The organism is Streptococcus sp. NLAE-zl-C503 (genome assembly GCF_900104285.1).
Classification (GTDB): domain Bacteria; phylum Bacillota; class Bacilli; order Lactobacillales; family Streptococcaceae; genus Streptococcus.
This window is the reverse complement of record NZ_FNJT01000001.1, coordinates 598,076-622,050: the sequence shown is the minus strand read 5'-3', so window position 1 is coordinate 622,050 and position 23,975 is coordinate 598,076. Positions and strand designations below refer to the sequence as shown.

The 23,975-nt window shown below is 41.6% G+C and carries 22 protein-coding genes; 20 read left to right on the top strand and 2 right to left on the bottom strand.

Going from position 1 to position 23,975, the window contains the following annotated elements; all coding sequences use genetic code 11:
• The first annotated feature begins 34 nt into the window (after nt 1-34).
• The 3 genes from sufB to BLS46_RS03010 all read left to right on the top strand — a co-directional run bounded on the left by sufB (nt 35) and on the right by BLS46_RS03010 (nt 3,646).
• Nucleotides 35-1,447, top strand: a complete 1,413-nt coding sequence (gene sufB / locus BLS46_RS03020; protein ID WP_000797062.1) for a Fe-S cluster assembly protein SufB — start codon at nt 35-37, stop codon at nt 1,445-1,447.
• A 19-nt stretch (nt 1,448-1,466) separates the two neighbouring features.
• Nucleotides 1,467-2,036, top strand: coding sequence for a hypothetical protein (locus BLS46_RS03015; protein ID WP_084944575.1), 570 nt, complete (start codon nt 1,467-1,469; stop codon nt 2,034-2,036).
• 212 nt (nt 2,037-2,248) lie between these two features.
• Complete coding sequence (locus BLS46_RS03010; protein WP_084944573.1) at nt 2,249-3,646, top strand: APC family permease; 1,398 nt, start codon at nt 2,249-2,251, stop codon at nt 3,644-3,646.
• 23 nt (nt 3,647-3,669) lie between these two features.
• On the opposite strand, the gene BLS46_RS03005 is transcribed toward BLS46_RS03010, so the two are convergent.
• Nucleotides 3,670-4,518, bottom strand: coding sequence for a YitT family protein (locus BLS46_RS03005; RefSeq protein ID WP_084880784.1), 849 nt, complete (start codon nt 4,516-4,518; stop codon nt 3,670-3,672).
• 141 nt (nt 4,519-4,659) lie between these two features.
• Here BLS46_RS03005 and BLS46_RS03000 point away from each other — a divergent pair, with 141 nt between their 5' ends.
• Nucleotides 4,660-5,496 (top strand): DegV family protein, encoded by an 837-nt coding sequence (locus BLS46_RS03000; protein WP_084881769.1) that lies wholly within the window; start codon nt 4,660-4,662, stop codon nt 5,494-5,496.
• 107 nt (nt 5,497-5,603) lie between these two features.
• Entirely contained in the window at nt 5,604-5,879 is a 276-nt protein-coding gene (locus tag BLS46_RS02995; RefSeq protein WP_001284636.1) for an HU family DNA-binding protein, read from the top strand.
• A gap of 131 nt (nt 5,880-6,010) precedes the next feature.
• Here the strand turns inward: BLS46_RS02995 and BLS46_RS02990 are convergent, their stop codons facing one another.
• Complete coding sequence (locus tag BLS46_RS02990) at nt 6,011-6,997, bottom strand: L-lactate dehydrogenase (RefSeq protein WP_000204722.1); 987 nt, start codon at nt 6,995-6,997, stop codon at nt 6,011-6,013.
• A gap of 193 nt (nt 6,998-7,190) precedes the next feature.
• Here BLS46_RS02990 and gyrA point away from each other — a divergent pair, with 193 nt between their 5' ends.
• The 15 genes from gyrA to lepA all read left to right on the top strand — a co-directional run bounded on the left by gyrA (nt 7,191) and on the right by lepA (nt 23,919).
• The gene (gene gyrA, locus BLS46_RS02985; RefSeq protein ID WP_001154049.1) at nt 7,191-9,659 is read left to right on the top strand and encodes a DNA gyrase subunit A; all 2,469 of its coding nucleotides are present in this window, start codon (nt 7,191-7,193) and stop codon (nt 9,657-9,659) included.
• The gene (locus tag BLS46_RS02980; protein ID WP_000018509.1) at nt 9,659-10,414 is read left to right on the top strand and encodes a class A sortase; all 756 of its coding nucleotides are present in this window, start codon (nt 9,659-9,661) and stop codon (nt 10,412-10,414) included. The genes gyrA and BLS46_RS02980 overlap by 1 nt, the downstream gene beginning before the upstream one ends.
• Before the next feature lie 197 nt (nt 10,415-10,611).
• Entirely contained in the window at nt 10,612-11,409 is a 798-nt protein-coding gene (locus tag BLS46_RS02975; RefSeq protein WP_093585587.1) for a formate/nitrite transporter family protein, read from the top strand.
• 151 nt (nt 11,410-11,560) lie between these two features.
• Nucleotides 11,561-12,841: an O-acetylhomoserine aminocarboxypropyltransferase/cysteine synthase family protein gene (locus BLS46_RS02970; protein WP_093585585.1), complete on the top strand. Its 1,281-nt coding sequence runs from the start codon at nt 11,561-11,563 to the stop codon at nt 12,839-12,841.
• A gap of 94 nt (nt 12,842-12,935) precedes the next feature.
• Nucleotides 12,936-14,210, top strand: coding sequence for a DUF2130 domain-containing protein (locus BLS46_RS02965; protein ID WP_093585583.1), 1,275 nt, complete (start codon nt 12,936-12,938; stop codon nt 14,208-14,210).
• Between the two features lie 10 nt (nt 14,211-14,220).
• Nucleotides 14,221-15,099 (top strand): tRNA pseudouridine(55) synthase TruB, encoded by an 879-nt coding sequence (gene truB, locus BLS46_RS02960; RefSeq protein WP_093585581.1) that lies wholly within the window; start codon nt 14,221-14,223, stop codon nt 15,097-15,099.
• A gap of 113 nt (nt 15,100-15,212) precedes the next feature.
• Entirely contained in the window at nt 15,213-15,851 is a 639-nt protein-coding gene (gene udk / locus BLS46_RS02955) for a uridine kinase (RefSeq protein WP_001181369.1), read from the top strand.
• 128 nt (nt 15,852-15,979) lie between these two features.
• Nucleotides 15,980-17,320 (top strand): exodeoxyribonuclease VII large subunit, encoded by a 1,341-nt coding sequence (xseA, locus tag BLS46_RS02950; RefSeq protein WP_093585579.1) that lies wholly within the window; start codon nt 15,980-15,982, stop codon nt 17,318-17,320.
• Nucleotides 17,298-17,510, top strand: coding sequence for an exodeoxyribonuclease VII small subunit (locus BLS46_RS02945; RefSeq protein ID WP_000043226.1), 213 nt, complete (start codon nt 17,298-17,300; stop codon nt 17,508-17,510). Before xseA ends, BLS46_RS02945 begins: the two co-directional genes overlap by 23 nt.
• Nucleotides 17,507-18,382: a polyprenyl synthetase family protein gene (locus BLS46_RS02940; protein ID WP_093585577.1), complete on the top strand. Its 876-nt coding sequence runs from the start codon at nt 17,507-17,509 to the stop codon at nt 18,380-18,382. Before BLS46_RS02945 ends, BLS46_RS02940 begins: the two co-directional genes overlap by 4 nt.
• Nucleotides 18,375-19,190, top strand: a complete 816-nt coding sequence (locus BLS46_RS02935; protein WP_093585575.1) for a TlyA family RNA methyltransferase — start codon at nt 18,375-18,377, stop codon at nt 19,188-19,190. The genes BLS46_RS02940 and BLS46_RS02935 overlap by 8 nt, the downstream gene beginning before the upstream one ends.
• A complete protein-coding gene (locus tag BLS46_RS02930; protein WP_001034389.1) occupies nt 19,183-19,614 on the top strand; it encodes an arginine repressor in 432 nt (143 codons plus the stop codon). The genes BLS46_RS02935 and BLS46_RS02930 overlap by 8 nt, the downstream gene beginning before the upstream one ends.
• A gap of 6 nt (nt 19,615-19,620) precedes the next feature.
• The gene (gene recN, locus BLS46_RS02925) at nt 19,621-21,288 is read left to right on the top strand and encodes a DNA repair protein RecN (protein ID WP_093585573.1); all 1,668 of its coding nucleotides are present in this window, start codon (nt 19,621-19,623) and stop codon (nt 21,286-21,288) included.
• Entirely contained in the window at nt 21,289-22,017 is a 729-nt protein-coding gene (locus tag BLS46_RS02920) for a metallophosphoesterase family protein (RefSeq protein ID WP_093585571.1), read from the top strand. It begins immediately after the preceding gene.
• A 78-nt stretch (nt 22,018-22,095) separates the two neighbouring features.
• The gene (gene lepA / locus BLS46_RS02915; RefSeq protein ID WP_093585569.1) at nt 22,096-23,919 is read left to right on the top strand and encodes a translation elongation factor 4; all 1,824 of its coding nucleotides are present in this window, start codon (nt 22,096-22,098) and stop codon (nt 23,917-23,919) included.
• The last annotated feature ends 56 nt before the right edge of the window (nt 23,920-23,975 follow it).

Genomic DNA, 23,975 nt, shown 5'->3' with positions numbered 1-23,975 from the left:
GTCAGTAGAAATGAAGAATGAAAGAAAGGATATTATGGCTGAAGAAAGAGTAGAACCAAAACCAATTGATCTTGGTGAATATAAATTTGGTTTCCATGATGATGTAGAGCCTGTCCTATCGACAGGAAAAGGACTCAACGAAGGTGTCATTCGTGAACTATCAGCTGCTAAGGGAGAACCTGAGTGGATGTTAGAATTCCGTTTGAAGTCTTATGAAACCTTCAAAAAAATGCCCATGCAGACTTGGGGAGCGGACTTGTCAGAGATTGACTTTGATGACTTGATCTATTACCAAAAACCATCTGATAAACCAGCGCGTTCTTGGGATGATGTACCTGAAAAGATTAAAGAAACCTTTGAACGTATCGGAATTCCAGAAGCTGAACGTGCTTATCTAGCAGGAGCCTCTGCTCAGTACGAGTCAGAAGTGGTTTACCACAACATGAAGGAAGAATTTGAGAAGTTAGGCATTATCTTTACAGATACGGATTCTGCCCTCAAGGAATACCCAGACTTGTTTAAACAATACTTTGCCAAGTTGGTACCGCCGACGGATAACAAGTTGGCTGCCCTCAACTCAGCAGTATGGTCTGGTGGAACCTTTATCTACGTACCAAAAGGTGTCAAGGTAGATATTCCACTTCAAACTTACTTCCGCATCAATAACGAAAATACTGGTCAGTTTGAACGTACCTTGATTATCGTTGACGAGGGAGCAAGTGTCCACTACGTAGAAGGATGTACAGCGCCAACTTATTCAAGCAATAGCTTACATGCGGCCATTGTAGAAATCTTTGCCTTGGACGGAGCTTATATGCGTTATACAACCATCCAAAACTGGTCTGATAACGTCTATAACTTGGTAACAAAACGTGCCAAAGCTTTGAAAGATGCGACTGTTGAGTGGATTGATGGTAACTTGGGTGCTAAAACAACCATGAAATACCCGTCTGTTTACCTTGATGGAGAAGGAGCGCGTGGAACCATGCTCTCTATCGCCTTTGCCAATGCAGGGCAACACCAAGATACGGGTGCCAAGATGATCCACAACGCTCCACATACAAGCTCGTCTATCGTGTCTAAATCCATTGCTAAAGGCGGAGGAAAGGTGGACTATCGTGGACAAGTAACCTTTAACAAGAACTCTAAGAAATCTGTTTCTCACATCGAGTGTGATACCATTATCATGGATGACTTATCAGCGTCAGATACCATTCCGTTTAATGAAATTCACAACTCGCAAGTTGCTTTGGAACACGAGGCCAAGGTATCTAAGATTTCAGAGGAACAACTCTACTACCTCATGAGTCGTGGTTTGTCAGAATCTGAAGCTACTGAGATGATCGTTATGGGATTTGTAGAGCCCTTCACTAAAGAACTTCCAATGGAATACGCAGTTGAGCTGAACCGCTTGATTAGCTATGAAATGGAAGGTTCAGTCGGATAAATCCAAAAAGGAGAAGCAAATGGGATTTTTAAAAAAATTATTCGGTAATGTTGAAAAAGCGAATAAAGGTGAAATTCCTGTCGAGGAAATTGTTCCACCTTTTACAATTGATTTAGTAGAAGAAGCAGATGATTATTGGCGACAAATGGAACAAAACTTCTTGATAAACGCTGTAAAAGCTGCTGGTGGTCCTGAGGCGGTAGAACGTGCTTTTGTTCTTACTAATTTCAAAGAAAATCAAGAAACCTTTGAGCTCTTTTATCAGGTAAATGGTCAACTTCTTTCATGGAGAGAGATGGATGAGACTGTTATTGATAAAATCAGCAATCAACTCCTTCCACAAGCACCAGGTGTGGCACGTGCAGCAAATGAAAATTATGAAGAGGCAAATGTACCAGTAATCCAGTACGCTATGCTTCAATTTGAAACTGCAACCATGGCTTGGTTTGGTCGGAAGCTGACAACAGCTTCTCCAGAAGCACAACTGACTTTTGAAGAATTGGTATCTGGTTGGCGCGCTATTCTGGAACAAGAAGTTCCACATCGTCCTTTAGATAGTGACCGTCCGTTCCCTTACTTTGAAGTTTAAAAAATCCCAAATCCCCAAAAACTTTCAATGGGGTATACTGTTGAGCTTAATCGCTTGATGAGTAACTAATTGAAAGAATTACTGGGTAAAAATGCAAATTCTGAACAGGAATCCTTTCTGTTCAGAATTTTTTTAAAAAAGAACCTAATAAATATTCACAAAAATACTTTTATATGGTAAAATAAAACAATTACATTTAGTGGAGATGAAGTATGAATATTTTTAGAACCAAGGATGTTAGTCTGAGACAGACAGAGATGCATCGCCATTTGAAATTGTGGGATTTGATTCTTCTAGGGATTGGTGCTATGGTGGGGACGGGGATTTTCACCATTACAGGAACAGCAGCGGCTACCCTAGCTGGTCCATCACTAGTGATTTCCATTGTGATTTCTGCCCTGTGTGTTTCTCTATCAGCCCTCTTTTTTGCAGAATTTGCCTCTCGTGTTCCTGCAACTGGTGGTGCTTATAGTTACCTCTATGCGATTCTAGGAGAATTGCCAGCCTGGATTGCTGGCTGGCTGACCATCATGGAATTCATGACGGCTGTTTCAGGTGTGGCGTCTGGCTGGGCAGCTTACTTTAAGGGATTGCTCAGTAATTATGGTATCTCCATGCCCCAAGCCTTGAATGGAACCTTTAACCCTGAACAGGGAACCTATATCGATCTTCTGCCGATTTTAGTACTTACGTTGGTAACGGGATTGGTTTTATTAAATTCTAAGGCAGCTTTGAGATTTAATTCGCTTTTAGTGGTCTTGAAATTCTCAGCTCTAGCCTTATTTATCCTAGTTGGTATTTGGTACATCAAGCCAGAAAATTGGACGAATTTTGCTCCATTTGGTTTTGGTCAACTATATGGTGGAAGTACTGGTATTATGGCGGGTGCATCTTTGATGTTCTTTGGATTTCTCGGATTTGAGTCTATTTCCATGGCAGTTGATGAAATTCAAAGTCCGCAAAAAAATATTCCCCGCGGAATCGTCCTTTCTCTGACAATCGTCACCATTCTCTATGCTTTGGTAACCTTAGTATTGACAGGGATTGTTCACTACAGTAAGCTCAATGTGGACGATGCAGTAGCATTTTCATTACGGAGTATTGGTATCGGCTGGGCAGCAAATTATGTTTCGCTTGTAGCCATTCTAACCCTGATAACCGTATGTATCTCCATGACTTACGCTTTGTCTCGGATGATTTATAGTTTAGCACGTGATGGATTTTTACCCCAAAGTTTCAAACAATTAAGCAAGACTAGTCGTGTTCCTAAAAATGCAACCCTCTTAACAGGAGTTGCTTCAGCCATTGCTGCAGGAGTGTTTCCTCTAGCTAGTATTGCAGCCTTCTTAAATATTTGTACGCTAGCTTATCTGATTTTGTTAGCCTACGGAATAATAAAACTCAGAAAGGATAAGGGTATGCCAAAAGAGGGAGAGTTTAAAACTCCCTTGGTGCCACTTTTACCAATTCTTTCCATTCTTATCTGTGTTTCCTTTATGCTTCAATATAGTCTAGATACCTGGATTGCCTTTGGCATTGCTCTTTTAGTTGGTCTAGTCATTTACTTTACTTACGGGTTCCGCCATTCAACCCTCGCAGAAGAAGAATAAAAGCTGGGAATTCCCAGCTTTTTTTAATCTTTCACATAAGTAAATCCTTCACCCAGAATTTCATGAGCCTCAGTGATGGTGATAAAGGCTTGAGGGTCAATTTTGTGAATCATATCTTTCATTTTAACGATTTCGTTTCGACCGACGATACAGTAGATAATTTTTAAATCCTTTTTGCTGTAGTAGCCTTGACCAGATATAAAGGTAACGCCACGTCCGAGTTCATCGTTAATCTCTTTGGCCAATTGATCAGGATATTGGGTAATAATCATAAATCCTTTACCACCATAACCTCCTTCGCCTATCAAGTCGATAACACGAGCGATGATAAAGTCAAACAAGAGGGTATAGGTAACTAGACGAAGGTCCTGGAAGATAATCAAAATCAACATTAGGATAAAAAAGTCAATCCCAAAAAGCAATTTCCCAATCGAAATATTGGTGTATTTGTTGAGGATACGGGCAACGATATCAGAGCCACCAGTGGTTCCACCAGCATTAAAGATAATTCCTAAACCAACTCCTAGTAAGACACCTGAGACTAAAGCGACAATGATGAGATCCCCTTGCAAGTCGATGTGCAAAGGAATGCGCTCAAAGATTGCTAGCCAAACGGAAAGTGAAATAGATCCTAGAAGGCTGGAGTAGAGGGTCTTAGGTCCAAATATCTTCCAAGCCAGGATAAATAAAGGGATATTAATCAAGAGGTTCATCAATGAGACAGGGATTTTAAAAAGATAGTAGGTAATCAAGGTAATACCTGTCGCCCCTCCCTCAAATAAATGATAAGGAACAACAAAGTAAGTAAGACCGAAGGCATAGATAGCAGCTCCAAAAATAATAGTGATAATCGGTTGAAGTTTTCGAATCATGGCTGTTCCTCACTTTTCTATAGATAAATTATACCAAAAATTCAGTTCTTTTCATCGGATCACTTATGATTTTTTATCATTTTTTTGATATAATAAAGGAGAAAATCCCAATCCTATCGAGAAGAATAGAAAGATTGAATTATGACACAAGTAAAAATTGTAACGGACTCTTCTGTTACTATCGAACCAGAAGTAGTTAAAGAATTAAATATCACCGTTGTTCCTCTATCAGTTATGATTGATAGTGTGCTTTATTCGGATGCAGATTTGAAAGAGGGAGAATTCCTTCATCTTATGCAACAAAGTAAGAATCTGCCTAAAACAAGCCAGCCACCTGTAGGAGTGTTTGCTGAGATCTTTGAAGAACTAGGTAAAGATGGCAGTCAAATTATCGCCATTCACATGTCCCATGCCTTGTCTGGAACTGTGGAAGCTGCTCGCCAAGGGGCAAGCCTCTCAACTGCTGATGTAACGGTTATTGATAGTTCTTTTACAGATCAAGCAATGAAGTTCCAAGTTGTTGAAGCCGCAAAACTTGCTAAAGAAGGTAAAGATTTAGAAACGATTCTAGCTCATGTAGAGGACGTCAAAAATCATACAGAACTCTATATCGGTGTTTCGACGCTAGAAAACTTAGTTAAGGGTGGTCGTATTGGACGTGTGACAGGATTACTAAGCTCACTCTTGAACATTCGTGTAGTAATGCAGATGAAGAACCACGAACTCCAACCAATCGCCAAAGGACGTGGAGCGAAAACTTTCAAAAAGTGGCTTGAGGAATTAACCAATGCTCTTTCCCAAAAATCAGTTGCAGAAATTGGAATTTCCTATGCTGGAACGAACGAATGGGCGAATGAGATGAAGGCATTATTGCAACCTTATGTTGAGAAACCAATCTCTGTATTGGAAACTGGCTCTATTATTCAAACTCATACTGGAGAGAATGCTTGGGCAATTCTAATTCGCTACAATTCCTAAAAAAATAGAGAAAAAATGGTCAAAATAGTGTTTTTGACTTGACCTATAGCCGATTTTAGGATATGATTATATTTGTTAATTAGAAATTATTTGGAGGATTTGTTAACATGGCAAACAAACAAGATTTGATCGCTAAAGTAGCAGAAGCTACAGAATTGACTAAGAAAGATTCAGCAGCAGCAGTTGACGCTGTATTTGCAGCAGTAACTGAATACCTTGCAGCTGGTGAAAAAGTTCAATTGATCGGCTTCGGTAACTTTGAAGTTCGTGAGCGTGCTGCACGTAAAGGTCGCAACCCACAAACTGGTAAAGAAATCAAAATCGCAGCTTCTAAAGTTCCAGCATTCAAAGCTGGTAAAGCTCTTAAAGACGCTGTTAAATAATGAATTTTCAAAAAGCCTATTGTATCAAGCTTCATTGCTTGGTAGATAGGCTTTTTTTGTTTATTTGAAAAGTTGAGTTATGATTCTGTGCAAAAAGAAAAAGGTTCCCATGTTTGAGAACCTTCTTTTCATTAGTTTTTAGAAGCTGCTTGGAATTCAGGGTTTTTCCATGCTTCATCAATGATAGCTTGCAATTCTTTAGCAGATGCTTGCATTTTTTGAGTTTCAGCATCGTTCAATGGGATGTTAACTGGACGAACAATACCGTGTGCACCAACAACAGCTGGTTGACCGATAAAGACGTTTTTAACACCGTATTGACCTTCTTGGAAGACTGAAAGTGGAAGTACTGCATTTTCGTCATCAAGGATTGCTTTTGTGATACGAGCAAGTGCTACAGCGATACCGTAGTAAGTAGCTCCTTTTTTGTTAATGATTGTGTAAGCAGCGTCACGAACACCTTCGAACAATTCAATCAATTCAGCTTCTTGAACGTTTTGAGTATCTTTAAGGAATTCTTCTAGGTTTACACCAGCGATGTTAGCGTGTGACCAAACCGCAAATTCAGAATCTCCGTGTTCACCCATGATGTAGGCGTGAACTGAACGAGCATCAACATCCAATTTTTCAGCAAGTGCTTGACGGAAACGTGCTGAGTCAAGTGAAGTACCTGAACCGATAACACGTTCTTTAGGGAATCCAGAGAATTTCCAAGTTGAGTAAGTCAAAACATCAACTGGGTTAGCCGCAACAAGGAAGATACCATCAAAACCTGATTCAACAACTTGTGTTACAATTGATTTGTTGATAGCCAAGTTTTTACCTACAAGGTCAAGGCGAGTTTCACCTGGTTTTTGAGGAGCACCTGCAGTGATAACAACAAGGTCAGCGTCTGCACAGTCAGAGTATTGAGCAGCGTAGATTTTTTTAGGTGAAGTGAAGGCAAGGGCGTGGCTAAGGTCAAGCGCATCACCAACAGCTTTTTCGTGTAATTGTGGAATTTCGATAATTCCAAGCTCTTGTGCAATTCCTTGGTTAACAAGTGCGAAAGCGTAAGATGAACCTACGGCACCGTCACCAACAAGGATCACTTTTTTGTGTTGTTTAGTTGAAGTCATTATCTAAACATCTCCTTCATTTTTTTTAGGGGAATCCCCAGACACTTTCATTCTATCACTTTTAAAAAGCTTTGTCACGAATATTCTATTCGGTTATTAATGTAAACGTTTTAGTGGTTTTCAAAGACTGAAATGAAGGACAAATTATGGTATAATATATCTAATTACTAATAGTGAAATGAGGCATTTATGAATGCAGGATAGAAATTTAGTGAATGTCAATCTGACAAAGGAGATGAAGACCAGCTTTATCGACTACGCCATGAGCGTTATCGTCGCGCGGGCCCTTCCTGATGTTCGAGATGGCTTAAAACCTGTTCACCGTCGTATTCTTTACGGAATGAATGAACTAGGTGTTACACCAGACAAACCTCATAAAAAATCAGCCCGTATTACAGGGGATGTTATGGGTAAATACCACCCACACGGAGATTCCTCTATTTACGAAGCCATGGTTCGTATGGCTCAATGGTGGAGCTACCGTTACATGCTTGTTGATGGGCATGGAAACTTTGGTTCTATGGACGGGGACGGTGCTGCCGCGCAGCGGTACACTGAGGCACGTATGAGCAAGATTGCTCTTGAAATGCTTCGTGATATCAATAAAAACACCGTTGATTTCGTAGACAACTACGATGCTAACGAACGTGAACCCTTGGTCTTGCCAGCTCGTTTTCCAAACCTTTTGGTCAATGGAGCAACGGGTATTGCCGTTGGGATGGCAACCAATATTCCACCTCACAACTTGGGTGAAACCATTGATGCAGTGAAGTTGGTTATGGACAATCCTGAAGTGACGACTAAGGACTTGATGGAAGTCTTGCCTGGTCCAGATTTTCCAACCGGTGCCCTTGTCATGGGGAAATCAGGGATCCATAAGGCTTATGAGACTGGTAAAGGTTCCATTGTCCTTCGTTCTCGTACAGAGATTGAAACCACTAAGACGGGTCGGGAGCGCATCGTTGTAACGGAATTCCCTTATATGGTTAATAAAACCAAGGTGCATGAGCATATTGTTCGCTTGGTTCAGGAAAAACGAATTGAGGGCATTACAGCTGTACGTGATGAGTCCAACCGTGAAGGCGTTCGCTTTGTAATCGAGGTTAAACGCGACGCGTCTGCCAACGTTATCCTTAACAACCTCTTCAAGATGACCCAGATGCAAACCAATTTTGGTTTCAACATGTTGGCGATTCAAAATGGCGTGCCAAAAATCTTGTCCCTTCGTCAAATTTTGGATGCTTATATCGAGCACCAAAAAGAAGTGGTTGTTCGCCGTACTCGTTTTGACAAGGAAAAGGCAGAAGCGCGTGCGCACATCTTAGAAGGTCTTTTAATTGCACTTGACCATATCGACGAAGTGATTCGTATCATTCGTGCCAGTGAAACAGATGCGGAAGCGCAAGCTGAGTTGATGAGCAAGTTCAAGCTTTCTGAACGTCAAAGTCAAGCTATCCTTGATATGCGTCTTCGTCGTTTGACAGGATTGGAACGTGATAAGATTCAGTCTGAATATGATGAATTAATTGCCTTGATTGCAGATTTGGCTGATATTCTTGCCAAACCTGAGCGCGTGGCGCAAATCATCAAAGAGGAATTGGACGAAGTCAAACGCAAGTTTGGTGACAAGCGTCGTACGGAGTTGATGATCGGAGAAGTCTTAACTCTTGAAGATGAAGATTTGATTGAAGAAACGGATGTCTTGATTACCCTATCTAACAAGGGCTATATCAAACGTTTGGACCAAGGTGAGTTTACTGCTCAAAAACGTGGTGGCCGTGGAGTTCAAGGTACGGGGGTTAAGGATGATGACTTTGTGCGTGAGTTGGTTTCAACCAGTACCCATGATCATTTGCTCTTCTTTACCAATAAAGGACGCGTATATCGACTGAAAGGTTATGAAATTCCTGAATACGGTCGTACCGCTAAGGGCTTGCCAGTTGTCAATCTTTTGAAGTTGGACGAAGGTGAGAGTATTCAGACCATCATCAACGTTGAGTCTGAACGTAGCGATGACGCCTATCTCTTCTTTACAACTCGTCACGGTATTGTGAAGAGAACTAGTGTTAAAGAGTTCGCTAATATTCGTCAAAATGGACTGAAAGCCTTGAATCTCAAGGATGAAGACGAATTGATTAATGTCTTGCTGACAGAAGAAGATACGGATATTATCATTGGTACCAAGTTTGGTTATGCTGTTCGCTTTAATCAATCAGCTGTTCGTGGCATGAGCCGTATCGCGACAGGTGTCCGAGGAGTCAATCTTCGTGAGGGTGACACAGTAGTTGGTGCTAGCGTGATTACAAACCAAGACGAAGTTCTTATCATCACTGAAAAAGGATATGGTAAACGTACACTTGCTACTGAATATCCTACTAAAGGCCGTGGTGGTAAAGGGATGAAGACAGCCAATGTTGCTGAGAAGAATGGTCCTCTGGCAGGTCTTCTCACTGTTAAAGGAGATGAAGACCTGATGATTATCACAGATACAGGTGTCATGATCCGTACAAACGTTGCCAATATTTCACAAACAGGACGCTCAACTATGGGAGTTAAGGTGATGCGTCTAGATCAGGATGCTAAGATTGTGACCTTTACAACGGTTGCTGCGGCAGAAAAAGAAGAAGTTGGGACTGAAATTGAAACAGAAGGTGAAGCATAATGTCTCATAAAAAAACGAAAAATAAAAAGAGTAAGAAAAACAAGCGCAGAAATCTATTTATCAATATTTTAGCGGGTTTCTTAATTCTTTTATCGCTAGCTTTAATTTTTAATTCAAAGATTCGTGATATCTTTTTGGTCTGGAATACCAATAAATACCAAGTCAATCAAGTAACTAAGGAAAATATAGATGAAAATCTAAAAACCGAAGGAAATTTTGATTTTGACTCTGTTAAGTCTATTTCATCCGAAGCTGTATTGGCTTCACAATGGGATGCTCAGAAACTTCCTGTTATTGGAGGTATTGCTATTCCTGAAGTAGAGATTAACCTTCCTATTTTCAAAGGTTTGGACAATGTAAACTTGTTCTACGGAGCAGGGACCATGAAACCTGATCAAAAAATGGGAGAAGGGAACTATTCTCTAGCCAGTCACCATATCTTTACTGCTGAAAATGCCAGTCAAATGCTCTTCTCTCCTTTGGTCAATGCCAAAGCAGGTATGAAAATTTACCTGACGGATAAGGATAAAGTTTATACTTATGAGATTACAGAAGTTAAACGTGTTACACCAGACCGTGTAGATGAAATCGAGGATCGTGATGGCGTAAAGGAGATTACTTTGGTTACCTGTGTTGATTATAATGCGACTGAGCGTATAATCGTCAAAGGAATCTTTAAAGAATCAAAAGCTTATTCTGAGACTTCTGAGGATATTTTGAAGGCCTTTAATCAACCGTATAGACAACGTTATTAAGAATGAATGAACCAGTGAAGTGCTATTTCACTGGTTTTTATGTTAACAAATAGGATCAAAATAGTTCTTATGAAAAAGGATAATAAGGCTTAGGATAAAGATTTTTAAGATAAATATTTTAGAATTTTACAGAAAACGCTTTCGAGAAAACAAGAATTATGTTATAATTATCACAAATAAAAGTTTAGGAGTTTTTTATGGTCTCTTCAGAATTTATCTCAAAGATTGAATTTGCTTGCAAGAAGAAAGAAAGTCTTTATAGCCAAAGCAAGTTTAAGTATGCGATTCGTTCCATGTTTGCAGGTGCTTTTATGACATTTAGTACGGCTGCAGGCGCAGTTGGGGCTGACTTGATTAATAAGATCGCTCCAGGTAGTGGACGTTTTCTCTTCCCATTTGTTTTTGCTTGGGGATTGGCCTACATTGTTTTCTTGAATGCTGAGCTGGTAACTTCAAATATGATGTTTTTGACAGCTGGTAGTTTCTTGAAAAAAATTTCATGGAGAAAAACAGCTGAGATTTTACTTTACTGTACCTTGTTCAACCTTATCGGAGCTTTGATAGCAGGTTGGGGCTTTGCCCACTCAGCAGCCTATGCAAATCTAACGCATGATAGCTTCATTTCAGGGGTTGTAGAGATGAAGTTAAGCCGTTCCAATGAGCTAGTCTTACTTGAAGGTATTTTAGCCAATATCTTTGTAAACATTGCCATTCTTTCCTTTGTTTTGGTAAAAGACGGTGGGGCTAAACTTTGGCTTGTTTTGTCAGCAATTTACATGTTTGTATTCTTAACAAACGAACACATTGCTGCGAACTTTGCTTCTTTTGCGATTGTTAAGTTCAGTGTTGCAGCAGATTCAATTGCTAATTTTGACATACCTAATATTCTTCGTCACTGGGGTGTAACCTTTGTCGGAAACTTTATCGGAGGAGGTCTCTTGATGGGCTTACCATACGCTTTCCTCAATAAAAACGAAGATACTTATGTCGATTAAAGAAATGAGCACGAGTGAATCGTGCTTTTTTTGTTTGATGTGTAAGACTAGTCATAGTTGTTCCTTATATCAAAATATAGAAAAACGGTATTGGAAAAGACTAGCCCAAGATGATACAATATCCCTAATGAAGCTATTTGGAGGTCGTCTTATGACTCGTGATTTTAAATTTGAAACTCTACAATTACATGCTGGGCAAGTAGTTGATCCGGCAACTAAGTCTCGTGCAGTACCGATTTATCAAACAACATCCTTCGTTTTTGATGACACGCAAGAAGGTGCTGATCTGTTTGCCTTGAGAAAACCAGGGAACATTTATACTCGTATCACAAATCCTACAACAGCAGCTTTTGAGGAAAGAATCGCTGCTCTTGAAGGTGGTGTTGGAGCACTAGCGACAGCATCAGGGATGGCTGCTGTAACCTACACTATTTTGGCGCTTGCTCACGCAGGTGACCATGTGGTGGCTGCGTCAACTATTTACGGTGGGACCTTCAACCTCTTGAAGGAAACCCTTCCTCGTTATGGGATCACAACAACCTTTGTCGATGTGGATAATTTGGAAGAAGTGGAAGCAGCTATCAATGACAATACCAAGCTTGTCTTGATTGAAACCTTGGGGAATCCCTTAATTAACATTCCTGACTTGGAGAAATTGGCTGAGATTGCGCATAAACACCAGATTCCTCTCGTTTCTGACAACACTTTTGCCACACCTTATTTGATTAACGTCTTTTCTCACGGTGTAGATATTGCCATTCACTCTGCAACTAAGTTTATCGGTGGGCATGGTACGACTATTGGAGGAGTGATTGTCGATAGCGGTCGTTTTGACTGGGCAGCTTCAGGGAAATTCCCTCAATTTGTTGAGGAAGACCCAAGTTATCACAACTTGAGCTATACTCGTGATGTGGGTGCAGCAGCCTTTATTATCGCTGTTCGTGTTCAATTGCTCCGTGATACAGGTGCGGCCTTGTCGCCATTTAATGCCTTTCTCTTGCTCCAAGGACTTGAAACTCTTTCTCTTCGTGTTGAACGCCATGTGCAAAATGCAGAGAAAATTGTTGATTTCCTTGTCAACCATCCTAAGGTAGAGAAGGTAAATTATCCAAAACTTGCTGACAGTCCTTACCATGACTTGGCTGAGAAATATTTGCCAAAAGGTGTTGGTTCAATCTTTACCTTCCATGTTAAAGGCGGAGAGGCAGAAGCTCGCAAGGTTATTGATAATTTGGAAATCTTCTCTGACCTTGCAAACGTGGCAGATGCAAAATCTCTTGTTGTCCATCCTGCGACAACCACTCACGGTCAGTTGTCAGAAAAAGATCTAGAAGCAGCAGGTGTAACACCCAACCAAATCCGCTTGTCTATCGGTCTTGAAAATGTAGAGGATTTGATTGAAGATTTGCGCTTGGCTTTGGAAAAAATTTAAAGTAACAGATATCAACAGTGGGTTTCGACTCACTGTTTTTGATTTTCCCTCTGGCATGATATAATGGTTACAGAAGTCTAGAAAGAGGAACGATATGAACGAAATCAAATGTCCCAACTGTGGGGAAGTCTTTACAGTAAATGAAAGTCAGTATGCCGAACTTTTATCCCAAGTGAGAACGGCTGAGTTTGATAAGGAACTACACGATCGGATGAAGCAGGAATTGGCTTTGGTTGAGCAAAAAGCTATGAATGAACAACAGTCTAAACTGGCTCAGAAGGATCAAGAAATTGCGCAATTGCAGAGTCAAATCCAAAACTTTGATACAGAGAAAGAGCTGGCTAAGAAAGAGCTTGAACAGTCAAGTCATGAGGCTTTATTGGCAAAGGATAAGGAAGTACAGACCTTGGAAAACCAATTGGCTACCTTGCGTTTGGAGCATGAAAATCAACTGCAAAGGACCCTTTCTGACCTAGAAAAAGAACGGGATCAGGTCAAAAATCAGCTCCTCTTGCAAGAAAAAGAAAATGAGTTGTCTTTGGCTTCTGTTAAGCAGAATTACGAAGCCCAGCTTAAGGCTGCTAGTGAACAAGTCGAATTTTACAAGAATTTCAAAGCTCAACAATCTACCAAGGCAATCGGTGAAAGTTTGGAACAGTATGCAGAGAGTGAGTTCAATAAGGTCCGTAGCTTTGCCTTTCCAAATGCCTACTTTGAGAAGGATAACAAGGTCTCTGCGCGTGGGTCTAAGGGGGACTTTATCTTCCGTGAAAGTGATGAAAATGGTGTGGAAATTATTTCCATCATGTTTGAAATGAAAAACGAAGCGGATGGGACGGAGAAGAAGCATAAGAATTCCGATTTTTACAAAGAATTAGACAAGGACCGTTATGAAAAGAACTGTGAATATGCCGTGTTGGTGACCATGCTTGAGGCAGATAACGACTACTTTAACACAGGGATTGTTGACGTCAGTCATGAGTATGAAAAGATGTATGTTGTCCGTCCTCAGTTCTTTATTCAGTTGATTGGGCTCTTGCGTAATGCGGCGCTTAATTCTCTCAAATACAAGCAAGAGTTGGCCTTGGTTCGCGAACAAAATATTGACATTACGCATTTTGAAGAAGACTTGGATGCCTTCAAAGTAGCTTTTGCCAAAAACTACAACTCCGCTTCGACCAACTTTGGCAAAGCCATCGATGAAATTGATAAAGCAATTAAGCGTATGGAAGAAGTCAAGAAATTCCTGACCACATCTGAAAACCAACTCCGCTTAGCTAACAATAAGCTGGAAGACATTTCAGTTAAAAAATTGACCCGCAAAAATCCAACTATGAAAGCGAAGTTTGAAGCGCTGAAGGGGGAGTAAGAAAGCAAAAATGAACGGTATTATTAACTTAAAAAAAGAAGCGGGGATGACCTCGCACGATGCGGTCTTTAAACTGCGTAAGATTTTAGGAACCAAGAAAATTGGTCATGGTGGGACGCTGGATCCGGATGTGGTGGGTGTTTTGCCGATTGCGGTTGGCAAGGCGACTCGCATGGTCGAGTTTATGCAGGATGAGGGTAAGGTTTATGAGGGAGAAATCACTCTGGGCTATTCAACGATAACCGAGGATGCTAGTGGGGAAGTGGTCGCAGAGACCCCTGTTTTGTCGCCCTTGGATGAAAAGCTTATCGATGAAACGATTGCGAGCTTTACTGGGCCTATTACCCAGATTCCTCCCATGTATTCGGCTGTCAAGGTCAATGGCCGCAAGCTATATGAGTATGCGCGTGCTGGTCAGGAAGTAGAGCGTCCAAAACGTGAGGTAACTATTTATAGCTTTGAGCGGACAAGTCCGATTTCTTATGAGGGCGAACTTGCACGATTCACTTTCCGTGTGAAATGCAGTAAGGGAACTTACATCCGTACCTTGTCTGTTGACTTGGGAGAGAAGCTTGGTTATGCGGCTCATATGTCTCACCTAACACGTACTAGTGCAGCCGGTTTGCAGTTAGAAGATGCCTTGACCTTGGAAGAAATTGCTGAAAAAGTGGAGGCTGATCAACTGGACTTTCTCCATCCTCTAGAAATTGGAACAGGGGACCTTGTTAAAGTTTTCCTAACTCAAGAACAGGCTACAGAAGTACGCTTTGGTCGTTTTATCGAGCTAGAACAGTTGGATAAGGAATTGGCTGCCTTTGAGGGAGAAAAATTGCTAGCCATTCTTGAAAAACGGGATGAACTTTACAAACCAAGGAAGGTTTTTATCTAGTCTAACTGAGATGTAGGGATTTGAATTGTTACCCATAATCTATCCAAAATCAGACTATAAATTTTGCTAGAAATGTGATAGAATAGACGACGGATAAAAGAACGGAGGATAGCATGCAAAATAGACCAATCATTATCGGAGTGACAGGTGGTTCTGGTGGAGGAAAAACAAGTGTTTCAAGAGCCATTTTATCGCACTTTCCTGATGAAAAGATTTCCATGATTGAGCATGATTCATACTACAAGGATCAGTCTCACTTGACCTTTGAAGAGCGTGTCAAAACCAACTACGACCATCCATTTGCCTTTGATACAGACTTGATGATCGAGCAGATTAAGGAATTGTTGGCAGGGCGCCCAGTGGATATCCCGACTTATGACTATACAGCGCATACACGGAGTAGCAAGACCTATCGTCAGGAGCCTCAGGATGTCTTTATCGTTGAGGGGATTCTGGTCTTGGAGGACAAGCGTCTGCGCGATTTGATGGATATCAAGATTTTTGTGGATACAGATGATGATGTACGCATTATTCGTCGGATTAAGCGTGATATGGAGGAGCGTGGCCGTAGTCTAGATAGCGTTATTGATCAGTATTTGGGTGTGGTCAAACCCATGTACCACCAGTTCATTGAGCCGACCAAGCGGTATGCGGATATCGTCATTCCTGAGGGAGTCAGCAATACAGTTGCTATCGACCTTTTGACCACAAAGATTGCAAAGATTTTGGAAGAAGCTCGTAACAGCAAATAATCAGATGAGGAGGCCATGCCTCCTTTTTCTATTTTTCCTTTAGTTTCGGTAGGAAAAAGGTGATTTTTAAGCATATTTTTGGTATAATAATACCCATGGAAAAGCAAGAAAATGAATAGTAGGTGGAGATGGAAAAGTATTTATCGGTAACAACTTTGACCAAGTATCTGAAAATGAAATTCGATAAAGACCCTTACTTGGAACGGGTCTATTTAACTGGTCAAGTTTCCAACTTTCGTAAACGACCTACTCACCAATATTTTTCCCTAAAAGATGACCATGCGGTTATTCAAGCAACCATCTGGTCAGGGATCTATCAGAAATTAGGCTTCGACCTCGAAGAGGGGATGAAGATCAATGTGATTGGGCGTGTGCAGGTCTATGAACCCAGTGGGAGCTACTCTATTATCATTGAAAAAGCTGAGCCTGATGGGGTTGGGGCGCTTGCGATTCAGTTTGAACAACTCAAGAAAAAATTGATAGAAGAAGGTTTGTTTCAAGAGAGGTTCAAGCAACCTCTTCCCCAGTTTGCTAAGCGAATCGGTGTGGTAACTAGTCCCAGTGGAGCTGTTATTCGAGATATTATCACGACCGTCAGCAGACGATTTCCTGGTGTCGATATTCTTCTCTATCCGACCAAGGTGCAAGGTGATGGAGCTGCGGAGGAAATTGCTCGAAATATTGCGCGTGCTAATGAGCGTGAGGACCTAGATGTTCTCATCATTGGTCGAGGTGGGGGTTCTATTGAGGATCTCTGGGCCTTTAACGAAGAGATTGTGGTACGGGCTATTTTTGAATCGCGTTTGCCAATCATTTCTAGCGTGGGGCATGAGACAGATGTGACCTTAGCGGATTTTGTAGCAGATAGACGGGCTGCAACGCCAACAGCTGCAGCAGAACTGGCAACACCAGTGACCAAGTTGGATCTTTTGGCTCATTTGCAAAATCAAGAAAAACGGATGGCGACAGCTGTACAAAATGTCCTGTCAAGAAAAAAAGAAGCTCTGAAAAAATGCAGTCAGTCTGTTATCTTTAGACAACCAGAGCGCTTGTATGACGGCTATTTGCAACGATTGGACCAACTGCAACTGCGCTTAAAACAAAGTTTACGAACACGGATTTCTGATAGCAACCAATTAGTACAAGCAAGGACGCATCAATTGGTACAATTATCACCTATAACCAAAATACAACGCTATCAGGACCGGCTTGGTCAGTTAGACAAGCTGCTACGTAGCCAAATGGCGCTGGTTTATGATGCCAAGGTTGCTGAAGTGAAGCGACTTTCAGAAGCCTTGTTGATGTTGGATACCAGTCGAATAGTGGCGCGTGGCTATGCAATTGTCAAAAAAGAAGAGTCCGTAGTCGATTCGGTTGAGATGTTGAAGAAAAAAGACCAAGTAACGCTTTTGATGCGAGATGGTCAAGTAGAATTAGAGGTTAAAGATGTCAAAACAAAAGAAATTTGAGGAAAATCTAGCAGAACTGGAAACCATTGTCCAAAGTTTGGAAAATGGTGAAATCGCTCTGGAAGATGCGATTGCTGCCTTTCAAAAGGGTATGGTCTTGTCAAAAGAACTTCAGGCGACGCTGGACAAGGCTGAAAAGACCTTGGTCAAGGTCATGCAAGAAGACGGAACAGAAAGTGATTTTGAATGAAGAAGCAAGAAAAATTAGCTCTTGTCGAGTCTGCCTTGGAAGATTTTTATGGAGACCAGCAGTTTGCTTCTAGTCTACGAGAGTCCATTCTCTATTCCATTCATGCTGGTGGCAAGCGTATTCGGCCTTTTCTCTTGTTAGAAGTTTTGGAAGCCTTGCAGGTCGCAATCCAACCAGCTCACGCGCAGGTGGCTGCGGCCTTGGAAATGATTCATACAGGAAGTTTGATTCACGATGATCTACCTGCTATGGATGACGACGATTATCGTCGGGGACGCTTGACAAATCATAAGAAATTCGGCGAGGCTATGGCGATTTTGGCAGGAGATGCCTTGTTCCTAGATCCCTCTGCATTGATAGCGCAGGCAGATTTGCCAAGTCAGATCAAGGTGGACTTGATTGCCAACTTATCTCTTGCATCAGGAAGTCTGGGAATGGTTGCAGGGCAGGTTTTAGATATGGAAGGTGAACACCAGCACTTGTCCTTGGAAGAACTTCAGACCATTCATGCCAATAAAACTGGAAAATTACTAGCCTATCCTTTCCAAGCCGCCGCTATCATAGCTGAATTAGCACCAGAAATCCAAGCAAAACTGAAAACAGTTGGTGAATTGATTGGGCTGGCCTTTCAAGTTCGAGATGATGTGCTGGATGTGACAGCTAGTTTTGAGGAAATCGGGAAGACTCCACAAAAGGATTTGCAGGCAGAAAAGTCAACCTATCCAGCCTTGTTGGGTTTGGAGGAGGCTATTGCCTTTTGTAACCAAACATTGAATCAAGCCACGGCAAAATTAGAAGAAATCGCCCAGCAAGTCAGCTTTGAAAAAGAGCCGATTGTGAAAGTAGTAGAAAGTTTGAGAATCAATGGCTAAGGAAAGAGTGGATGTACTAGCTTATAAACAGGGTTTGTTTGAAACACGTGAACAAGCCAAGCGTGGTGTCATGGCTGGGCTTGTTGTAGCAGTCCTTAATGGAGAACGCTTTGACAAACCAGGAGAGAAAATCCCAGATGATACTGAGCTAAAACTCAAAGGTGAAAAACTCAAGTATGTCAGTCGTGGTGGTTTGAAACTGGAAAAGGCCTTGCAGGCCTTCGGTTTGTCAGTTGATGGCGCAACCACGATTGATATTGGTGCTTCTACCGGAGGCTTTACCGATGTCATGTTGCAGAATGGTGCGGAGTTGGTCTTTGCAGTTGATGTTGGTACCAATCAGTTGGCTTGGAAATTGCGTCAAGATCCTCGGGTTGTTAGCATGGAGCAGTTTAATTTTCGTTATGCTGAAAAGACTGACTTTGAGCAGGAACCAAGTTTTGCCAGTATTGATGTGAGTTTCATTTCTCTTAGTCTGATTTTGCCTGCCTTGCACCGTGTTTTGGCTGATCAAGGTCAAGTTGTAGCACTTGTCAAACCTCAGTTTGAGGCAGGCCGTGAGCAGATTGGGAAAAATGGAATCATTCGTGATGCCAAGGTTCATCAACATGTCCTTGAATCAGTCACTGCTATGGCAGTTGAGCAAGGTTTTTCAGTGCTTGGATTAGACTATTCACCAATCCAAGGTGGACATGGAAATATCGAATTTCTGGCATATTTGAAAAAGGAAGATGGAGCAAGTAACCAAGTTGCCCCTGAAATAGAAAAAGTTGTAGAGAGAGCACATAGAGAATTTAAAGATGAATAAAAAAGAAAGACTTGAAAAAATTAGAAGATTTGTAACAGATTATCAAATTGGAACACAGGAAGAAATCGTTGAGCATTTAAAAGAAGCAGGTATCTCTGCCACTCAAGCGACGGTGTCACGAGATATTAAGGAACTGGGTATCGTAAAAATTCCCTTGAAGAACAATAAATACATCTATGAATTGCCAAAAACAATTGTAAGAAGTTTGCAGTTGGCTGAGAATAACATAGTAGGTTCTGAGCGCATGGGAAATATGATCAATCTGGATGTCATTCCTGGGAATACTGCCTTTGTCAAGAGTCAGCTGATGAATACTTTCTCAGAGAGAATTTTCAACTGCCTGGCAGACGACAACTCAATTTTGATTATCTTGAGAAATGAAGAAGACGCCAAGGAAATGTTTGAACAAGTAAAAAATTGGTAGGTTTATATGTTACTTGAAATTTCGATAAAAAACTTTGCCATTATAGAGGCGATCTCGCTCAATTTTGAAAAGGGTATGACTGTTTTAACTGGTGAAACAGGTGCTGGGAAATCGATCATCATCGATGCCATGAACATGATGTTAGGAGCTAGAGCGACTACAGATGTCATTCGGTATGGTGCTCCCAAGGCGGAGATTGAAGGTTTTTTCTCTGTTGAAAATAGCCGAGTCTTACAAGAACTCTTTGAGGAGCAAGGTTTAGAATTGGGTGATGAAATTATCATCCGTCGTGAAATTCTTCAAAATGGGAGAAGTGTTAGTCGCGTGAATGGGCAGATGGTCAATCTTTCTGTTTTGCGTGCAATCGGCCAGCATCTTGTCGATATTCATGGTCAACATGACCAAGAGGAGTTAATGCGTCCTCAACTGCACATCCAGATGTTGGATGAGTTTGGTGATGCAGCTTTCTTGGACTTGAAGGAGACCTATCAGACAAGCTTTGACACCTACCGCAAAATGCGTAAACAAGTTCTGGAAGTCAAGAAAAACCAGCAGGAACACAAGTCTCGCATTGAGATGTTGGAATTTCAAATGGCAGAGATTGAAGCAGCAAACTTGCAGGCTGGTGAAGACTTGGCTCTCAACCAAGAACGAGATAAACTCCTCAATCATAAAAATATTGCGGATACGCTAACCAATGCTTATAGTATGTTGGACAATGAGGAATTCTCCAGTCTTGCTAATGTCCGTTCGGCCATGAATGACATGGAAAGTGTCGAAGAATACGACCCTGAATACCGTGAAATTTCAAGTTCTCTATCAGAGACCTACTATGTTCTAGAAGATATTACCAAGCGTTTGGAAGATATTATTGAGAATTTGGATTTTGATGGCAATCGCCTCATGCAGGTTGAGAATCGCTTAGACCTTCTGAATACTATTACCCGCAAGTATGGTGGGACTGTAGACGATGTCCTGCTTTACTTCGCTAAGATTACGGATGAGTACAATCTCTTGACAGGTAATAATCTTTCTTCCGAAGACATGGAAGCAGAGCTCAAGAAATTGGAAATTAATCTTGTTGATCTGGCAGGGCAGCTTGCATCTGCTCGCCATGATTTGGCCCAGCTGCTTGAGGCAGAGATTAAACAAGAACTTCAGGACCTCTATATGGAGAAGGCACAATTCCAGGTTCGCTTCAGCAAGGGCAAATTTAGTCGTGAGGGGAATGAAACGGTTGAGTTTTACATTTCCACCAATCCTGGTGAAGACTTTAAACCTTTGGTCAAAGTTGCGTCTGGTGGGGAATTATCCCGTCTCATGTTGGCTATCAAGTCTGCTTTTTCTCGCAAAGAAGGCAAGACCAGTATTGTCTTTGATGAGGTGGATACGGGAGTTTCAGGTCGTGTGGCTCAAGCTATTGCTCAGAAGATTCATAAGATTGGTCAGCATGGTCAGGTTTTAGCTATTTCTCATCTTCCGCAAGTGATTGCCATCGCAGATTATCAATTCTTTATTGAGAAGATTAGCGATGAGCACTCAACGGTGTCGACAGTTCGTCTCTTGACTTTAGAAGAGCGAGTAGAGGAAGTAGCTAAGATGTTGGCTGGGGAGAATGTAACAGAAGCTGCCCTTACCCAAGCTAGAGAATTATTGCAAACGAGGGAGAAATAAATGACAGACTATTATGTAATTGGAGATGTTCACGGGAAAGCTGGTATGCTAGAAGATCTGCTCAAAACCTGGGATGGTCAAACTCAGTTGCTTTTTCTAGGGGATTTGATTGACCGTGGTGAAGACAGTCGCCGTGTTCTAGAAATGGTCAAAGACTTGGTTGACAATCATGGAGCTATCTGTCTATCAGGTAATCACGAGTATATGTTTTTGACTTGGTTGGACAATCCTGAGGAAAGCTATGACCACTATCGTCGCAATGGTGGTGATACAACCATTAACTCTATTTTAGGTCGTCCCTTGGATGCACCAGTTGATGGCGTAGAAGATGCCAAACGGGTTGCGACTGAAGCGGCAGACTTGGTCGAATTTATTCGTCAAATGCCATTTGTAGTAGAGACAGACAAGTATATCTTTGTTCATGCAGGTATTGATTTGACTTTGGATGATTGGCATGAAACTACAGATTATAAAAAAGTCTGGCTCAGAAAGCCATTCCACGAAGCCGAAAATCATACTGGAAAAACCATTGTCTTTGGGCATACACCAGTTTATGGTTTGCTCAAGCAAGACCGAGGTACATCTGAGCTTTGGATTACAGAAGATGGCAAGATTGGCATGGATGGAGGAGCTGTCTATGGTGGTGTCCTTCATGGAATCGTCTTTACAGACCAAGGAATGACAGAACACCACTCTATCGAAAATGATGGTTTTATTGCCGAAGATTAGTACTCCTAGCAGGGTATGGTCTTGTCAAAATGTTAAAAACAATCTATAATTAATAGATACCCTGAAAGGAAGAGCATCATGAACTTAGAAGAATTAAAGAAACGACAGGAGAAGATCCGCAACTTCTCTATTATCGCCCATATTGACCATGGGAAATCAACCCTAGCAGATCGCATTTTGGAAAAGACGGAGACGGTTTCTAGTCGTGAAATGCAAGCCCAACTTTTGGATAGTATGGATCTAGAGCGGGAACGTGGGATTACCATTAAACTCAATGCCATCGAGCTCAATTACACTGCTAAAGACGGAGAAACTTATATTTTCCACTTGATTGACACACCTGGGCACGTGGACTTTACCTATGAAGTGTCGCGTTCTCTAGCTGCCTGTGAAGGAGCAATTTTGGTAGTCGATGCAGCCCAAGGGATTGAGGCCCAGACGCTTGCCAATGTTTATCTAGCTTTGGAGAATGATTTGGAAATTCTTCCAGTTATTAACAAGATTGACCTACCAGCAGCCGATCCTGAGCGCGTTCGTACAGAGATTGAGGATGTCATTGGACTGGATGCCAGCGAAGCGGTCTTAGCTTCTGCTAAGGCTGGTATTGGGATCGAAGAGATTCTTGAGCAAATCGTAGAAAAAGTGCCAGCGCCAACGGGTGATGTTACAGCACCACTCAAAGCCTTAATTTTTGACTCAGTTTATGATGCCTATCGAGGGGTTATCCTCCAAGTTCGTGTCATGGACGGAGTTGTCAAACCTGGCGATAAGATTCAACTCATGAGCAATGGCAAGACTTTTGATGTGACTGAGGTCGGAATTTTTACACCGAAAGCAGTTGGTCGTGATTTCCTTGCGACTGGTGACGTTGGTTATATTGCGGCTTCTATCAAGACGGTTCAAGACACGCGTGTCGGAGACACAGTGACCCTAGCAAGCAATCCTGCATCAGAACCGCTAGATGGCTACAAGCAAATGAATCCTATGGTCTTTGCGGGTCTTTATCCAATTGAGTCAAACAAGTACAATGACCTTCGTGAAGCCCTTGAAAAATTGCAGCTCAACGATGCCAGTCTGCAGTTTGAACCAGAAACATCGCAGGCGCTGGGGTTTGGTTTCCGTTGTGGATTCCTTGGCCTTCTCCATATGGATGTTATCCAAGAGCGTTTAGAACGTGAGTTCAATATTGACCTCATCATGACAGCTCCATCTGTTATCTATAAGGTTAACCAAACTGATGGTGAGTCTATGGATGTGTCTAACCCCTCTGAATTTCCAGACCCAACCAAGATTGCGACTATTGAAGAGCCGTATGTCAAGGCTCAAATCATGGTACCGCAGGAGTTTGTTGGAGCTGTTATGGAATTGGCTCAACGCAAACGTGGGGACTTTGTAACCATGGATTATATTGATGACAATCGTGTCAATGTTATCTATCAAATTCCACTTGCTGAAATCGTCTTTGACTTCTTTGATAAGCTTAAGTCTTCGACGCGTGGTTATGCAAGCTTTGACTATGAATTGTCAGAGTACCGTCCATCTAAGCTAGTCAAAATGGACATTCTTCTCAATGGTGATAAGGTCGATGCTCTCAGCTTTATCGTTCATAAGGATTTTGCCTACGAACGTGGGAAACTTATCGTTGATAAGCTCAAGAAAATCATCCCTCGTCAACAATTTGAAGTGCCGATTCAAGCAGCTATTGGACACAAAATTGTGGCTCGTACGGATATCAAGGCCCTTCGTAAGAACGTACTTGCCAAATGTTACGGTGGTGACGTTTCTCGTAAACGCAAACTCCTTGAAAAACAAAAGGCAGGTAAGAAACGGATGAAAGCTATCGGATCAGTAGAAGTCCCACAAGAAGCCTTCCTTAGCGTCTTAAGCATGGATGAAGAATAGAAATAAAACTCTTGAAGATTTTTCAAGAGTTTTTACTTTAAATGAGAGCGAGTAAA

Coding starts and splice junctions, on each gene's coding strand:
- BLS46_RS02995 (WP_001284636.1), top strand. CDS start 5,604: ATGGCAAACAAACAAGATTTGATCGCTAAAGTAGCAGAAGCTACAGAA.
- BLS46_RS02970 (WP_093585585.1), top strand. CDS start 11,561: ATGACTCGTGATTTTAAATTTGAAACTCTACAATTACATGCTGGGCAA.
- BLS46_RS02965 (WP_093585583.1), top strand. CDS start 12,936: ATGAACGAAATCAAATGTCCCAACTGTGGGGAAGTCTTTACAGTAAAT.
- BLS46_RS02930 (WP_001034389.1), top strand. CDS start 19,183: ATGAATAAAAAAGAAAGACTTGAAAAAATTAGAAGATTTGTAACAGAT.
- BLS46_RS02940 (WP_093585577.1), top strand. CDS start 17,507: ATGAAGAAGCAAGAAAAATTAGCTCTTGTCGAGTCTGCCTTGGAAGAT.
- BLS46_RS02935 (WP_093585575.1), top strand. CDS start 18,375: ATGGCTAAGGAAAGAGTGGATGTACTAGCTTATAAACAGGGTTTGTTT.
- truB (WP_093585581.1), top strand. CDS start 14,221: ATGAACGGTATTATTAACTTAAAAAAAGAAGCGGGGATGACCTCGCAC.
- BLS46_RS02945 (WP_000043226.1), top strand. CDS start 17,298: ATGTCAAAACAAAAGAAATTTGAGGAAAATCTAGCAGAACTGGAAACC.
- recN (WP_093585573.1), top strand. CDS start 19,621: ATGTTACTTGAAATTTCGATAAAAAACTTTGCCATTATAGAGGCGATC.
- gyrA (WP_001154049.1), top strand. CDS start 7,191: ATGCAGGATAGAAATTTAGTGAATGTCAATCTGACAAAGGAGATGAAG.
- lepA (WP_093585569.1), top strand. CDS start 22,096: ATGAACTTAGAAGAATTAAAGAAACGACAGGAGAAGATCCGCAACTTC.
- BLS46_RS03010 (WP_084944573.1), top strand. CDS start 2,249: ATGAATATTTTTAGAACCAAGGATGTTAGTCTGAGACAGACAGAGATG.
- xseA (WP_093585579.1), top strand. CDS start 15,980: ATGGAAAAGTATTTATCGGTAACAACTTTGACCAAGTATCTGAAAATG.
- BLS46_RS03000 (WP_084881769.1), top strand. CDS start 4,660: ATGACACAAGTAAAAATTGTAACGGACTCTTCTGTTACTATCGAACCA.
- BLS46_RS02920 (WP_093585571.1), top strand. CDS start 21,289: ATGACAGACTATTATGTAATTGGAGATGTTCACGGGAAAGCTGGTATG.
- udk (WP_001181369.1), top strand. CDS start 15,213: ATGCAAAATAGACCAATCATTATCGGAGTGACAGGTGGTTCTGGTGGA.
- BLS46_RS02975 (WP_093585587.1), top strand. CDS start 10,612: ATGGTCTCTTCAGAATTTATCTCAAAGATTGAATTTGCTTGCAAGAAG.
- sufB (WP_000797062.1), top strand. CDS start 35: ATGGCTGAAGAAAGAGTAGAACCAAAACCAATTGATCTTGGTGAATAT.
- BLS46_RS02990 (WP_000204722.1), bottom strand. CDS start 6,997: ATGACTTCAACTAAACAACACAAAAAAGTGATCCTTGTTGGTGACGGT.
- BLS46_RS03005 (WP_084880784.1), bottom strand. CDS start 4,518: ATGATTCGAAAACTTCAACCGATTATCACTATTATTTTTGGAGCTGCT.
- BLS46_RS03015 (WP_084944575.1), top strand. CDS start 1,467: ATGGGATTTTTAAAAAAATTATTCGGTAATGTTGAAAAAGCGAATAAA.
- BLS46_RS02980 (WP_000018509.1), top strand. CDS start 9,659: ATGTCTCATAAAAAAACGAAAAATAAAAAGAGTAAGAAAAACAAGCGC.